Origin of the sequence: Stenotrophomonas sp. Sm6012, from assembly GCF_030985895.1 — a bacterium.
Lineage (GTDB): Bacteria > Pseudomonadota > Gammaproteobacteria > Xanthomonadales > Xanthomonadaceae > Stenotrophomonas > Stenotrophomonas forensis.
In genome coordinates, this window is record NZ_JAPTFX010000131.1 from 1 (window position 1) to 13,799 (window position 13,799).

Sequence of the window (13,799 nt, forward strand, 5' to 3'; positions counted from 1 at the left end):
CGCGCAGGGCGCGCGCGACCGCCACCAGCACCTGGTCGCCCACCGCATGGCCGTGGCGATCGTTGATGTCCTTGAACAGGTCGATGTCGAGGAAGCCGATCACCAGCGGGCCGCGCTCACGGTCAACCTGTGCCAGGTGGCGGGCCAGCTGCTGCAGCCCTGCGCGCCGGTTGGGCAGGCCGGTCAGGCCATCGGTCTCGGCCAGCTGACGCAGTTCATCGCGCTGCTGGCGCAGCCGCCCGAGCCGTTGGTTCATGGCGTAGGCGGCCATCATCAGCAGCCAGGTCACCGCCAGCTGCAGCGCCTCCACCCGGTACTCCAGCAACCATTCGGCTGCACTGGCGTCGGCGATGATCAGTACCAGCATCGGCGCCAGCGCGGCCAGCCCGGCCTGCGCCGAGCGGTCGCCGCGCCAGCGCGCCCAGACGCCGGCCAGCAACGCCAGGCCACACCCCAGCAGATAGGTCACCTGCAGGCCCTGTGCGACCCAGGCCAGCTGGCCCCAGCGCAGCCACGGCACCAGCACGGCCAATGCCAGCAGCCCCCACAGCACGATCGCCTGCAGCGGCCGCGAACGGGGCAGCGCGCGGTCGCCGCCGTTCAGCCGCCACAGCGCCGGCAGCACCAGTGCCTGGGTGGCCGCGGTCAGCGAAAGCAACCACCAGGCCCCGCGCTCGCCCACCGGCAGCCAGGGCTCCGGATAGCCGCTGAGGCCACCGAGGATCGCCTGCCACAGCACCAGCACGGTGGTGCCGGCGATGTAGACCAGGAAACTGCGGTCGCGCGTGGTCAGGAAGGCCATCAACGCCGACAGCGCCAAGGCGATGGCCACCGCGATGCAGGCGGCGCGCACCAGCAGGCGGGCGGTGTCGTTCTGCTGCACCGGGCTGGGCGCGCCCAGCCGCAGGGTCGGCACCCAGCGCGCCTTCAGCGGCGTCTGCCAGGAGACCAGGAACGGCGCGTGGCTGCCGACCGGTGGCACCGCGACCAGGCCGATGCCTGCGCGGAAGCGCGAATCGCGGGTGCGGGCATCGTGCATGTTGCCGCAGATTTCGCGGTCACCGTGCTGGACCCGGACCTCGCCGGCGAAGACGTTGAACACGTCCAGCGCCTGTGGCTCGCCCGACCAGCCCCCGGGCGGCGCGGGCACTTCCACCTGCTGGCGGGCGCCGGTCAGCATCTGCGGCGTGCACGCGCGATGTGGGGTCGGCGCGTCGGTGGCGCCCCCGACCAGCAGGTAATCGCGGCCCGATACGGCCTCGGCAGCCTGAAGCGGCCACGGTATCGCCCACCACATCAGCAGGACGGCCAGCACCACTCCTGTTCCATACCGCCACTGCCTGCTGCCCACGCCACGTCCTGTTCCTGCTTACGTCCGCGCCCACTGCACGTCGCCCCTGGCGCGCATTATCGCAGCCGGGCGCGCCGCGCATGTGTAGACCAAAGTCGCCGCGGTCCGTTCAGCCCGCGCCCTGCGGCCCGTTCACCGCCACCAGCCGGAAGGGCTTCAGGTCGGTCAGGGTCATCCGTTCCAGCGGCTGCGGCCGTTCGATCGCATAGCCCTGCTGGCCCTGTACCCCCAGCCTGGTCAGCGCGCCGGCCACCTCGGCGGTCTCCACCCACTCGGCCACCACTTCCATCTGCAGCTCGCGCCCCAGCTCGCTGATCGCCCGCACGGTGGCATGGCTGACCGGGTCGGTGTCCATGTCGCGCACGAATGCACCGTCGATCTTCAGGATGTCGGCCGGGAGCTGGCGCAGGTAGCCGAACGAGGACAGTCCGGACCCGAAGTCGTCCAGCGCCATCCGGCAGCCCCGCGCCTTCACCGCATCGATGAAAGCGCGCGCCTGGCTGAGGTTGCTGATCGCAGCGGTCTCGGTGATCTCGAAGCACAGCTTGGACGCCAGTGCGCGGTTGCGCTCGAGCAGGTCGCAGACGAACGCCAGGAACCCTGGCTCGGCGATCGACTGCGCCGAAACGTTGACGTTGCACAGGCCCAGCTGGCGCACATGCGCCGGGCAGACCTGCAGGTGCCGGAACAGCAACCCGAGCACGTGGCGATCCAGCGCCACGGCCATGCCGTAGCGTTCTACCGCCGGCATGAACTGGCCGGGCAGATGCAGGCTGCCGTCGGTGCCGCGCATGCGCACCAGTACCTCGTAGTGCAGGTAGGACGGATCTCCCACCCGGGCGATGCGCTGCGCATACAGCAGCATGCGGTTCTCGGCCATCGCCAGGCTGACGCCCTGCAGGCGTTCAGCCTCCAGCCGCCGTTCTTCCAGCGCCATGCGGTTCTCGTTGAAGCAGTGCACGCGGTTGCGGCCCGCCTGCTTGGCTGCGTAGCAGGCGCTGTCGGCGGCACTCATCAGCCAGTTCACGTCGGGCGCATCGGCACTGACCTCGACCACGCCGATGCTGCAGCTCAGCTGCGGGCTGCCCTCGCTGATCGGGAAGGTAGCCTGGCCCAGGTTGCGGATCACCCGCTGCAGCACCCGCTTGGCTTCGTCCTGGCCGGCATGGGCGAGGAACACGGCGAACTCATCGGCGCCGAGCCGGCCGACCCAGTCGCCATCGCGCACGGCTGCCACCAGGTAATCGGCGAAACTGCGTAGCATCTGATCGCCGGCGGCATGGCCGAAGCTGTCGTTGACCAGCTTGAAATGATCCAGGTTGATGTAGCACAGCGAATGCGTGCCGCCGTCGCTGCGCACCTGCAGCAGCGCGCGTTCCAGCAGCCGTTCGATCTCGCGGCGGTTGATCAGCCCGGTCAGCGGATCGTGGCTGGCGTGATGCTCGATCTCACGTGCCAGCGCATGGTTCTGGCTGACATCCTCGATGATCGCGAACACCGACAGCCCCCCGCTGCTGTGCACGCCGGTACCACTCCAGCGCCCCCAGACCAGGCTGCCGTCGCGCCGCCGGAAGCGCAGTTCGCTTGGCCGCAGCTGCCGGTCCCAGTCGATGCGGCCGACACCGTCGATGACCAGTTCGCCGTCCATCAGCAGATCGTGCAGTGACATCTGCAGCAGCACATCGCGACGATAATCGAGAATATCCGCCATGGCCTGGTTGGCCTCGATCACCTTGCCATCGGTGTCGAGCTTGAGCATGCCCACGTTGGCCTGGTAGAACGCCGCGCGGAAACGGCTCTCGTGCTCGGTCAGGTCCTTGCCGACGCGACGCGCCAGCGCCACGGCCATCAGGCTGATCGCCAGCACCGACAGGCCCGCAACCATCAACGTGGCCAGCCTCACCAGCGTCGCCATCCGCAACAGCGCCTGCGAGAACGCCTGGCTCTGCACCTGCATCCGCCGATCAAGGTCACCCAGTTGCTGCAGGTAGCGGTCACGCGCGGCGATCGGCAGCGGGCCACTGTCGTGCCGCAGCTGCAATTCATCGACCAGGCGCTGCACCGCCATCAGGTCGCCGTCGGTCTTCCGCCACAGCGCGGTTGCTTCGCGGAAGGCACCGATATCGCGTGCATAGCGGAACGAGAACACCAGGCGCGGAATATCGGCGCGCGCATTGCCGCCCTGCAGGAACCCCTGCCTGGCCTTGGCTTCATCCGGCTCGGCCTGTTCCAGCGCCAGCCGCGCCTGCAGATCGCCCAACGGCACCTGCAGGGCCTGGCGCGCGTCGTCCAGGTCCTGGGCATCGCCCCGCGCCAGGTAACGACTGAGCGCGGCGGTTGCATCCTGCTGACCGCGCGACCAGTAGCCCTGGCCGGCAATCCAGGCGGTGGAGGCCGCCTGCAGTTCCTGGATCAGCGCGGACAGTGCGACCAGTCCAATCGCCATGCCCGTCAGCAACGCAAATCGCAGTCCCAGGCCACGGGTCATTGGAACCCGTCGGCTCTGTTGGTCCGTGCCACTCCTACCCATCCCGGATCCCCCCGAATGTGCTGCGGTGACAACCTCCCTTGGAACCGCCCCAGCCTAGGACCGGGAATGTGTTGACCATGCGAAAAAGGGGACGGAGGGGATTAAGTCGTTTATGGCATAAGCACCTGGCCTGCCATTTACGACTTAATCCCCTCCGTCCCCTTTTTGCAGGCCCGGAACGGGCAACGCCAGCCCGAAGGCTGGCGCTGTCAGGGCTGCTGTGCGGCTCAGTAGCTGCGCGGGCCGCGCGGCTTGAAGCCGTCACGACGCGGCGGGCGGCTGTCGCGGTCACCGCCGCGGTCGCCACCGTGGCCACCCGGACCACCCGGGCCGCCACGACGCGGGCCACCCGGGCCGCCCGGACCACGCTTGTCGAAGCGCGGCTTGAACGGACGCGGGGCCGGGTTGGTGTCTTCACCCGGCGCCAGCGCGCGCATCTGCAGCTGCTGGCCCGACACCCACACCTTCTGCAGGTGCGACAGCACGTCCGGCGGCATCTGTGCCGGCAGGTCCAGCAGCGAGAAATCGTCGTGGATGTCGATGCGGCCGATGAAGCGGCTTTCCAGACCGGCTTCGTTGGCGATGGCGCCGACGATGTTGGCCGGCTTCACCCCGTGCTGGTGGCCGACCGAAATACGGTAGGTCTCCATGCCCTGCTCCGGCGCGCCACGCGGCGGAACCTCGCGGCGCGGGCGCTGCTCGAAACCACCCTCGCCGTCTTCACGGCGCGGGCCACGCTCGAAGCGCGGGCCGCGATCGTTGCGGTCGAAGCGATCACCACGCTCCGGGCGGTCGCCACGGTCGAAGCGCTCGCGCGGCGCACGCTCTTCGCGCGGCGCACGCACCGGCGGCTGCAGCAGGAACGGGGTGTCACCCTGCAGCATCTTGGCCAACGCGGCGGCCACTTCGATGGCCGGCACGTTCTGCTCGCTCTCGAAGCGCTCCAGCAGCTGGCGGTAGAAGTCCAGGCCGCCGGCGCCGAGGGTCTCGCTGATGCGCGAGGTGAACTTGTTGATGCGGGTGTCGTTGACCGCTTCCACGCTCGGCAGCTGCATCTCTTCGATCGGCTGGCGGGTGGCGCGCTCGATCTGGCGCAGCATGCCCTTCTCGCGCGGGGTGGCGAACAGGATCGCCTCACCGCTGCGGCCGGCACGGCCGGTACGGCCGATGCGGTGCACGTAGCTTTCGGTGTCGTACGGGATGTCGTAGTTCAGCACGTGGCTGATGCGTTCCACGTCCAGGCCACGGGCAGCCACGTCGGTGGCGACCAGGATGTCCAGCTTGCCTTCCTTCAGCATGGCGATGGTGCGCTCACGCTGGGCCTGCTGCATGTCACCGTTGATCGCGGCAGCGGCCAGGCCACGGGCCTGCAGCTTGCTGGCCAGTTCTTCGGTGCCGGCCTTGGTGCGGGCGAAGATGATCATCGCGTCGAACGGCTCGACTTCCAGGATGCGGGTCAGCGCGTCCAGCTTGTGCATGCCGCTCACCCACCAGTAGCGCTGGCGGATGTTGGCCGAGGTGGTGGTCTTGGCCGCGATGGTCACTTCCACCGGGTCCTGCAGGTAGGTCTGGGCGATGCGGCGGATCTGCGGCGGCATGGTGGCCGAGAACAGGGCCACCTGGCGCTGCTCCGGCAGCTTCTTCAGCACGGCTTCGACGTCATCGATGAAGCCCATGCGCAGCATTTCATCGGCTTCGTCCAGCACCAGGGTCTTCAGCTCGGACAGGTCCAGGGTGCTGCGGTCCAGGTGATCGATCACGCGGCCGGGGGTACCGACCACGATGTGCACGCCACGGCGCAGCGCCGACAGCTGCTGGCCATAGGGCTGGCCGCCGTACACCGGCAGCACGCGGAAGCCCGGGATCTTCGACGAATACGACTGGAACGCCTCGGCGACCTGGATGGCCAGTTCGCGGGTCGGTGCCAGGATCAGGGCCTGGGGCTTGATCTGCTGCAGGTCGATGTTGGACAGTACCGGCAGTGCGAACGCTGCGGTCTTGCCGGTGCCGGTCTGGGCCTGGCCCAGCACGTCGCGGCCTTCCAGCATCGCCGGGATGGTGGCGGCCTGGATCGGCGACGGGGTTTCGTAGCCGATGGCGGTGACCGCCTGCATCACGGGCTCGGACAGGCCGAGCTGCGCAAACTGCAGCGGCGCTTGGGAATCTTGGGACATGGGGAACTCCGAAGGCACTGCCGTCGTTCTGGCAGTGCGATAAAAAAGGGATGGTCCGCGCTTTGGGCGCCCTTCTTATCGCGTGCCCTGGCGCTGCTCGGTCGGAGGAGATTTCACTCGCTCAGAGCGGGATGATACCGCATTGATCCTGAACGAGGCGTACAGTTTTCCAGACGCGTGCCGTCATGCCCGGTGCTGGCGCACAATACGCGCCCTTTTCCCCCGGCCTGGCCGCTGGCCTGCGCCCTCTTCCCAGGAACTCCGCTCCATGCAGATTCTCGAATTCGACCTCGACGGCGACTACGTCGAACTGAAGCAGCTGCTCAAGCTGGCCGACCTGGTCACCAGCGGCGGCGAGGCCAAGATGGTCATCAGCGAAGGCCAGGTGCTGGTCGACGGCGAGGTTGAACTGCGCAAGGCCTGCAAGATCCGCGCGGGCCAGGTGGTCGAATTCGCCGACAGCCAGATCCGCGTGCTGGCTGCCGGTTGATCTGAACCCGTTCAGGCCACGCGCTGGGTCAGGTGCGAGGCGATCAATTGCCTGAACGGCGCCACGCCCTGCGCCACGCGCAGGCCGGCCGCACGCAACAGCCGCGCCGGACGGCGATCGTCGGTGTACAGGCTGGCGATCGCATTGGTGGCCTCGTACAGCGGCCGCGACGCCAGTCGATGGCCACGCTGGTAGCGGGCCAGCATTCCGTCGGCCGCAATGTCGGCACCACGCCGCTGCTGCGCGACGATGCCCTGCGCCAGCCGCTGTGCGCTGGCCAGGCCCAGGTTGAAGCCATGCGCGGTGACCGGGTGCATGCCCACCGCCGCATCGCCGACCAGCGCCGAGCGCTCGCCCACGAACCGGTGCGCGTACACCCCTACCAGCGGATACGCCTGCGGCATGGCCACCGGCTGCATCCGGCCCAGGCGGTGCTCGAAGCAGGCACTGATGGCCTCACCGAACGCCACCTCGTCCATCGCCAGCAGTTCCTCGATCTGCCGCGGCGGCAGCGTGATCACCGCCGATGCCTGGCCCTCGTTGAGCGGCAGCAACGCCATGGTGCGGCCATAGCCGAACCACTCCCACGCAGTGTGGTGATGATCGCGCTCGACCTGCATGCGGCAGACCAGCATCGACTTGCCGAAGTCGCGCATCTGCGCGCCGATGCCGAACATGCGACGGGTTGCCGAAAAGCGGCTGTCGGCGGCCACCAGCAGCCGCGCATGCAGCTTGCTGCCATCGTCCAGCGTAACCACGTGGCCCTGCGCATCGGCCTGCACGCCGAGCACCTTGCGGCCATCGAACAGCTCCAGTCCGTCCTGGCCCTGCACGGCATCCCATGCGGCGCGGCGGATCAGATGGTTGGGCACCAGCCAGCCCAGCGGCTGGCCGTCGACCTGGCTGCTGGCGAAGGTCAGCGCGAACGGCGAGCCGCCGTTCATCACCCTTGCATCGCGCAGCTCGGCCACTTCGGCCTGCGCCAGGCGCTGCCACAGCCCCAGCTGCTCCAGGCTCTGCCGCGAGGCATGGGTCAGCGCGATCTCGCGACCATCAAAGGCCGCCTCGGCCAGTACCTGGCGCGGCTGCACGTCCACCAGCCCGACCTGCAGGCCACTACCGGCCAGCGCGCGTGCGAAGCACAGGCCCGCCGGGCCCGCGCCGACCACCACCACGTCCATCCTGCGCATGCGCGCCTCCTGCCGTTGATCCAGTCCTCGCCAGCATAGCGCCACGCAGCTGACCGGCCTTGATCTGGATCAGGCCCGGCTCACAACAACGCGAACACCAGCGCCAGGATGGCCAGCAGCGATACCGCCCAGACCAGGCTGCGCACATAGGGCACGCCGGCGGCATACAGCGGCAGATAGACCACCCGCGCCCAGAAGTACGCCTGTGCGGCCAATGCGGTGGTGTCGTTGCCGCGCCCGGCCAGCACCACCGCGATCGCGGCGACGGCGAAGAACGGGAAGGTCTCCAGGAAGTTGGCCTGGGCCCGCTGCAGGCGGCCGGCCAGCGCGCTGAGCGGCCGGGCCTCGCCATCACGCGCCGAGGCATTCCACTTCAGGCCACGCTCGCAGGTGACCACCGTGGAGGTGGCGAAGATGTAGACAAAGCCCAGCAGCACCGACCAGGCCAGCATCGTCAGTTCAGTTGCCATCATTGCGCTCCTCAGGGTGCCGATGCACGCAGGCTGTAACCGGCCAGGCGCCACACCTGGTCCTCGTCGAAACGGAACGACACCAGTTCGCGTACCGGCTGCGCGCTGTTGGCGAAGCGGGTCGGGAAGCTGACGTTGATGTACAGGCCTTCGGGCACGGCGGCACCGGCGCCGTACTTGACCCGGGTGATGGTCGGCTGGCCGCGGCCGGCCATCGCGCCCAACCGCGTGCGCTCGGTGGTCAGTTGGCTGACGAAGGCCGCCTTGGGCACCGCACGTCGCGCGACGGCGGAGGCGCCTTCCCACAATTCGCCGGCACGATTGGCATCGACCAGCTGCGCCGCCTTCACTGCGGCCGCGCCCATTTCCGCGTCCTGCTTCTGCACCTGCGCCTGCTGCGCGGCGGTCAACGCCGGGGCACCGGCCGTGGCCGGCTTCGCGGCCGCTGGCGATGCCGGCGCCGGGCGCGCGGGTGCAGGAGCGGGCGTGGCCGGCGCAGGCACCTGCGCCAACGCAGTGAAGGGCATCAGGGACAGCAGCAGGAGCACGCGCTTCATGGACACCGCCGGTTACCGGGAAAGAACCGCAGTCTACGCCAGCACAGTGAGCTGTTCGTCAGCGCGCGTGGGCGCTGCCCTCGACCACCGCAGCGTCGGCCTGCGCGGCAGGCTTTCCGGCGTCCGTCGGCAACTGCTCGGCCACCGGCGGCGGCTCGGACGGTGCCGGCGGCAGCGTAGCCACATCGATCTCCGACAACGGGCTCTCTTCGGGACACACCGCATCGGGGAAACCGAAGCGCTGCTTCAGTGCCTGGCCACAGCTGTTGATCGATTCCATGTCAGCGCCTTCGCGCTTGCACTGCTGGTCGAAAGCGATCAGGAACGCATCCTTGCGCTGTACGAAATCATCACCGCAGGCCCGCATCTGCTTGATCCGCTCCAGGTCGTCCTGAACCGCGTTGGTGCCATCCAGGCCGTACTGGCGCAGCTCGTCGGGGGTCAGCAGGCGCAGGCTGCGGTTGGGCACGGTCATCATCAGATCGGCCACGCCTACCGCCACGCCGTTGCGCTGCAGGTAGTCCTTCACGTTGTCGTAGACCTCGTGCAGTTCGCGGTTGAGTTCGGCGCGCGAGGTGGCCTTGGAACTGATGCGCATCATGCGGTGGATGCCGACCTTGCCTGACAGCAGGCGGTTGTCGCCGGCAGCCAGCACGAACACGCAGGCGCTGTGGCAGATCGAGCCTTCGCGCACCCAGATCGTCCAGCCCGATTCACCGATGCTGTCGCCGGCCACGATCGCCGATTCCACCTGGCCGCCGCTGGAATCCAGATCGAGGATGCGCTTGTGGATCTTCTGCTCATCGGCAACCACGGCCAGCCGCCACATCATCTCGGCGAAGCCCGGATTGATCTTTCCGGAATAGCGCACGCGCATCAGGCCACGCTCGGTACACGGCGCCAGCGCCTGGCTGATCTGATCGCGCTGCAGGCCTTCCAGCTCGGCGCCATCGCCGGCCTCGCCGGCGTACTCGGTGCTGCAGCTGACCCACGCGCGACCGTTCTCCAGCTGCGCCTGTGGCCACGGCCGATCGGCCCGGCTGCGCGGCGCTGGCGGCGGCAGCGGCGCGTCGGCCGCATTGATCGACACCATGTTCTCGCCATCGCTGGCCGGCGCGCGCGCCGCCTTGTCAGCGGCGGTCACATTGCCCGGATTCTCCAGCTTGCTGCAGCCCGCCAGGGCCAGGCACAACAGGGGCAACCAGCGGAGTTTGGCGGACATCGGGCAACCGGTCTTCAGGGAAGCAAGGGCCACAGTCTACCTTTCCAGCGCGCGCATTCAGCGCGCGGCACTGAACCCCTTCTGACCCTTGGGAAAGCGTGTCGACCAAGGTCGACACCCACCAACAGCAGCGCAAAACACCGTTCCGGCAGATCGCAGAAACCTGTCGAAGGCGGGGTGGGTCCGGTTGAGGGGGTGTGAGCGGCATGGATGCCGCGACCAAGCCCCCATGGATGGGTTTACGGCGTCCCCCTCAACCGGATCCACCCCGCCATCCCGCAGGAAACCAGCTTTTGCCGTTGCTTCAGCCGTTGCCGTTGATTCTGCGGGTGCAGGGCGCGGCCCTGCCAGAACCCTCTCCAGCATCCATGTCCGAATCCGGCGAGTATCCCCGCCCGCACCCGCCTAGACTGGCGTCATGGACACCACCCTCGCCCTCGACACCGCCGCCTGCGACCGCGCCCGCCTGGCCCGCGACGCACGCTTCGACGGCGTGTTCTTCACCGCCGTGCGCAGCACCGGCATCTACTGCCGCCCGGTGTGCCCGGCGCCACCACCGAAGCCGCGCAACATCACCTATTACCCGACCGCCGCTGCAGCCGCTGCGGCCGGCTACCGGCCGTGCCTGCGCTGCCGTCCGGAACTGGCCCCCCAGGCGCAGCAGGCACTCGCCGGGCAGACCGTGCAGCGCGCCCTGGCCCTGATCCAGGGGGGCTTCCTGCAGGAACAACCGGTGGCAGACCTCGCAGAGAAGATCGGACTCAGTGCACGCCAGCTGCAACGCCTTTTCGTCGAACACCTGGGCGCGACACCCGGACAGATCCATGCCACCCATCGCCTGCTGCTGGCCAAGCAGCTGTTGACCGAAACCACGCTGCCGGTGACCGACGTCGCGCTGGCCGCCGGCTACAACAGCCTGCGCCGCTTCAATACCGCGTTCCTGCAGGGCTGCGGCATGGCCCCCACCGCGCTGCGCCGCCAGCACCAACCCCTCGCCGCCGATGAGGGAGGACTGGTGCTGCGCCTTGCCTACCGGCCACCGCTGGACTTCCCACGCATGCTGGCCTTCCTGCGCAAGCGCAGCCTGCCCGGCATCGAACTGATCGGCGAAGACAGCTACCAGCGCGTGCTGGGCACGCCTGAGCGGCCCACCCTGCTGCGCGTCACCGCCGATCCGAAACGGCCGGAACTGCACCTGCAGCTGAGCGCCGTCGATCCGCGCCTGATTCCGGATATCGTGCGCCGCGTGCGCCGCGTGTTCGACCTGGATGCCGACCTGCAGCAGGTGCACGCCGCACTGGGCGAAGAACCGCTGCTGGCGCGCGGCATCGCCGAACGCCCCGGGCTGCGTGTTCCGGGCGGCTGGGATGGATTCGAAGTGGGCGTGCGCGCGGTGCTCGGCCAGCAGGTCAGCGTCGCTGCGGCCACCACGTTCGCGCGGCGGCTGGTGGATGCCTTCGGCGCGCACCTGCCGGGCATGCCGTCAGACTTCGATCGCCAGTTCCCCGCACCCGAGGTACTGGCCGAGGCACCGCTGGAATCGATCGGCCTGCCGCGCAGCCGTGCCGCCACGGTGCGCGCGCTGGCAGCCGCCTGCGCCAGCGGCCAGCTCGATTTTGGGCCTGGCCAGGCGCTGGAAGAGTTCGTCACCCGCTGCGTGGCATTGCCTGGCATCGGCCCGTGGACCGCGCAGTACATCGCCCTGCGGGGTCTCGGCCAGCCTGATGCCTTCCCCGCCGGCGACCTGGTGCTGCAGCAGGTCCTCGGCCATGCGCAGGGCCAGCGCCTGAGCGAGCGTGCGACCGAAGCACGCTCGCAACCCTGGCGGCCGTGGCGCGCGTATGCCGTGCTGCACCTGTGGCACCTGTCCGGCACTTTCGTTGGAGAACCGACATGACCCTGTTGTTCGACCGTTTCGACAGCCCGATCGGCGTGCTGACCATCGCCGGTGACGAGCGCGGACTTGCGCATGTGCTGTTCCCGGAAAACCGCCATCCGGCGCGTGGCCGCGACGACTGGCACTACGCGCCGGATGCGCTGCCGGAAGCCCGCGAGCAGCTGCTGCAGTTCCTGCACGGCGAACGCAGCAGCTTCGATCTGGAACTGGCACCGCGCGGCACGCCGTTCCAGCTGCGCGTGTGGCAGGCGCTGGCGCTGATCCCGTTCGGGCAGACCTGGAGTTACCTGCAGCTGGCGCAGCACCTGGGACAGCCCAGCGCAACGCGCGCGGTGGGCGCCGCCAACGGCCGCAACCCGTTGCCGATCATTCTGCCCTGCCATCGCGTGATCGGCAGCAACGGCGCACTGACCGGGTTCGGCGGCGGCCTGGAAACCAAGGCCGCACTGCTGCGACTGGAACAACGCCAGGCGCCGCTGTTCGCCTGAACTCCGGGGTCAGATCCCTTTTCCAAAGGAAAAGGGATCTGACCCCGGATGGGACCACGGGTGGCGGTGGGTGCAACGTGTCTCGGCTTGGTCATTGCGGCGGCTTATCATGCGTGGATGACTTCCGTACGCCTGACCTGCGCGCTGGCGCTGCTGCTGCCCCTGGCCGCCTGCACCACCGCGCCCGCCCCTTCCGCCTCCGTTCCCACGCCCGTCGCTGCGGCTGCGCCGCCGAAGCTGCTGCTGATCTCCATCGACGGCCTGCGCGCCGACGCGCTTGATCGCGGCCTGACCCCGAACCTGCAGCGGCTGATCGACGGCGGCGTGCGTGCACGCTGGATGACCCCGTCCTATCCGTCGCTCACCTTCCCCAACCACTACACCATCGTCACCGGCCTGCGCCCGGACCACCACGGCATCGTCAACAACAGCATGGACGACGAGGCACTGGGCCGTTTCGAACTGAGCAACCGCGAGGCGGTCACTACCAGCGCGTGGTGGGGCGGCGAGCCGATCTGGGTCGGCGCCGAGAACGCCGGCGTGCGTTCAGCCACCACCTCGTGGCCGGGCAGCGAGTCGGAAATCCGCGGGGTGCGCCCGAGCCAGTGGCGCATCTACGACGGCCAGGAACCGCTGGAACAGCGTGCCGGCATCGTGCTTGACTGGCTGGCGCAGACCGACGCCGATGCGCCGCGCCTGACCACGCTGTACATGGAGCACGTGGACAAGGCCGGCCACCACTACGGCCCGGACTCCAAGCAGTATGCCGACGCCATCGTGCGCGCCGACCAGATCGTCGGCCAGGTGCTGGATGGACTGCAGCAGCGCGGGCTGGCGTCGACAACCAACGTGATCGTGGTGTCCGACCATGGCATGGCCAGCGTCGCCGACGGCCACGTGATCGCCACCGAATCGATGGCCGATCCGGCCATCGCGCGCAACGTCAGCCAGGGCCAGTCGGTGGGCTTCGCACCGGTCGCCGGTCGCGAAGCCGACGCCGAACGCGCCCTGCTCGGCCGCCACGCGCACTACCAATGCTGGAAGAAGGAAAACCTGCCGCCGCGCTGGCACTACGGTACGCACCCGCGGGTGCCGCCGATCGTCTGCGCCATGGACGAAGGCTGGGAAGCACTGCATCGGGACCGGATCGCCAAGCGCACCAAGCAGGATCGCGGTTCGCATGGCTACGACAACGCCCTGCCGTCCATGCGTGCGGTGTTCGTCGCCAGCGGCCCGTCATTCCGCCAGGGCCTGGTGATCGATGGCTTCGACAACGTCGATGTCTACCCGCTGCTGGCACATCTGCTGCAGGTGCCGGCCGCGCCGAACGACGGCAACCCGGAAACGCTGAAACAGACCCTGCGCTGACGCCGCCGTAGAGCCGGGCCCCCCCCCGGCGCGGGGGACAGGGGTTAAAAAAACCCGGGCCC

General features: G+C 68.8%; 11 protein-coding genes. 4 read left to right on the forward strand and 7 right to left on the reverse strand.

What is annotated here, in order from left to right:
• The 3 genes from O0J73_RS17930 to O0J73_RS17940 form a co-directional block, all read right to left on the reverse strand.
• On the reverse strand, positions 1 to 1,351 hold a 1,351-nt coding region (locus O0J73_RS17930; RefSeq protein ID WP_308309287.1), incomplete at its 3' end, for a diguanylate cyclase.
• 109 nt (positions 1,352 to 1,460) lie between these two features.
• On the reverse strand, positions 1,461 to 3,881 hold the full coding sequence (locus O0J73_RS17935) for an EAL domain-containing protein (RefSeq protein WP_308309288.1): 2,421 nt from the start codon (positions 3,879 to 3,881) through the stop codon (positions 1,461 to 1,463).
• Between the two features lie 227 nt (positions 3,882 to 4,108).
• Positions 4,109 to 6,055 carry a DEAD/DEAH box helicase gene (locus tag O0J73_RS17940; protein WP_308309289.1) on the reverse strand — a complete coding sequence of 649 codons (1,947 nt, stop codon included), beginning with the start codon at positions 6,053 to 6,055 and terminating at the stop codon, positions 4,109 to 4,111.
• Between the two features lie 268 nt (positions 6,056 to 6,323).
• On the opposite strand from O0J73_RS17940, the gene O0J73_RS17945 reads away from it, so the two are divergent.
• Complete coding sequence (locus O0J73_RS17945) at positions 6,324 to 6,545, forward strand: RNA-binding S4 domain-containing protein (RefSeq protein ID WP_006426190.1); 222 nt, start codon at positions 6,324 to 6,326, stop codon at positions 6,543 to 6,545.
• A gap of 11 nt (positions 6,546 to 6,556) precedes the next feature.
• Here O0J73_RS17945 and ubiM read toward each other — a convergent pair whose 3' ends face one another.
• The 4 genes from ubiM to O0J73_RS17965 all read right to left on the reverse strand — a co-directional run bounded on the left by ubiM (position 6,557) and on the right by O0J73_RS17965 (position 9,984).
• Positions 6,557 to 7,735 (reverse strand): 5-demethoxyubiquinol-8 5-hydroxylase UbiM, encoded by a 1,179-nt coding sequence (ubiM, locus tag O0J73_RS17950; RefSeq protein ID WP_006426188.1) that lies wholly within the window; start codon positions 7,733 to 7,735, stop codon positions 6,557 to 6,559.
• A gap of 80 nt (positions 7,736 to 7,815) precedes the next feature.
• A complete protein-coding gene (locus O0J73_RS17955; protein ID WP_308309290.1) occupies positions 7,816 to 8,205 on the reverse strand; it encodes an MAPEG family protein in 390 nt (129 codons plus the stop codon).
• 11 nt (positions 8,206 to 8,216) lie between these two features.
• On the reverse strand, positions 8,217 to 8,762 hold the full coding sequence (locus tag O0J73_RS17960; protein WP_164087909.1) for a DUF4019 domain-containing protein: 546 nt from the start codon (positions 8,760 to 8,762) through the stop codon (positions 8,217 to 8,219).
• A gap of 58 nt (positions 8,763 to 8,820) precedes the next feature.
• Positions 8,821 to 9,984 carry a hypothetical protein gene (locus O0J73_RS17965; RefSeq protein ID WP_197563126.1) on the reverse strand — a complete coding sequence of 388 codons (1,164 nt, stop codon included), beginning with the start codon at positions 9,982 to 9,984 and terminating at the stop codon, positions 8,821 to 8,823.
• Positions 9,985 to 10,402: 418 nt separating this feature from the next.
• Between O0J73_RS17965 and O0J73_RS17970 the strand changes: the two genes are divergently transcribed.
• From O0J73_RS17970 to O0J73_RS17980, 3 genes are all read left to right on the forward strand, one after another.
• Positions 10,403 to 11,881, forward strand: coding sequence for a DNA-3-methyladenine glycosylase 2 (locus tag O0J73_RS17970; protein WP_197563128.1), 1,479 nt, complete (start codon positions 10,403 to 10,405; stop codon positions 11,879 to 11,881).
• Positions 11,878 to 12,369 (forward strand): methylated-DNA--[protein]-cysteine S-methyltransferase, encoded by a 492-nt coding sequence (locus O0J73_RS17975; RefSeq protein WP_006426103.1) that lies wholly within the window; start codon positions 11,878 to 11,880, stop codon positions 12,367 to 12,369. Before O0J73_RS17970 ends, O0J73_RS17975 begins: the two co-directional genes overlap by 4 nt.
• Positions 12,370 to 12,486: 117 nt before the next feature.
• On the forward strand, positions 12,487 to 13,737 hold the full coding sequence (locus tag O0J73_RS17980) for an ectonucleotide pyrophosphatase/phosphodiesterase (protein WP_308309292.1): 1,251 nt from the start codon (positions 12,487 to 12,489) through the stop codon (positions 13,735 to 13,737).
• The last annotated feature ends 62 nt before the right edge of the window (positions 13,738 to 13,799 follow it).

Coding starts and splice junctions, on each gene's coding strand:
- O0J73_RS17980 (WP_308309292.1), top strand. CDS start 12,487: ATGACTTCCGTACGCCTGACCTGCGCGCTGGCGCTGCTGCTGCCCCTG.
- O0J73_RS17965 (WP_197563126.1), bottom strand. CDS start 9,984: ATGTCCGCCAAACTCCGCTGGTTGCCCCTGTTGTGCCTGGCCCTGGCG.
- O0J73_RS17935 (WP_308309288.1), bottom strand. CDS start 3,881: ATGGGTAGGAGTGGCACGGACCAACAGAGCCGACGGGTTCCAATGACC.
- O0J73_RS17960 (WP_164087909.1), bottom strand. CDS start 8,762: ATGAAGCGCGTGCTCCTGCTGCTGTCCCTGATGCCCTTCACTGCGTTG.
- O0J73_RS17940 (WP_308309289.1), bottom strand. CDS start 6,055: ATGTCCCAAGATTCCCAAGCGCCGCTGCAGTTTGCGCAGCTCGGCCTG.
- O0J73_RS17945 (WP_006426190.1), top strand. CDS start 6,324: ATGCAGATTCTCGAATTCGACCTCGACGGCGACTACGTCGAACTGAAG.
- O0J73_RS17970 (WP_197563128.1), top strand. CDS start 10,403: ATGGACACCACCCTCGCCCTCGACACCGCCGCCTGCGACCGCGCCCGC.
- O0J73_RS17955 (WP_308309290.1), bottom strand. CDS start 8,205: ATGGCAACTGAACTGACGATGCTGGCCTGGTCGGTGCTGCTGGGCTTT.
- O0J73_RS17975 (WP_006426103.1), top strand. CDS start 11,878: ATGACCCTGTTGTTCGACCGTTTCGACAGCCCGATCGGCGTGCTGACC.
- ubiM (WP_006426188.1), bottom strand. CDS start 7,735: ATGCGCAGGATGGACGTGGTGGTGGTCGGCGCGGGCCCGGCGGGCCTG.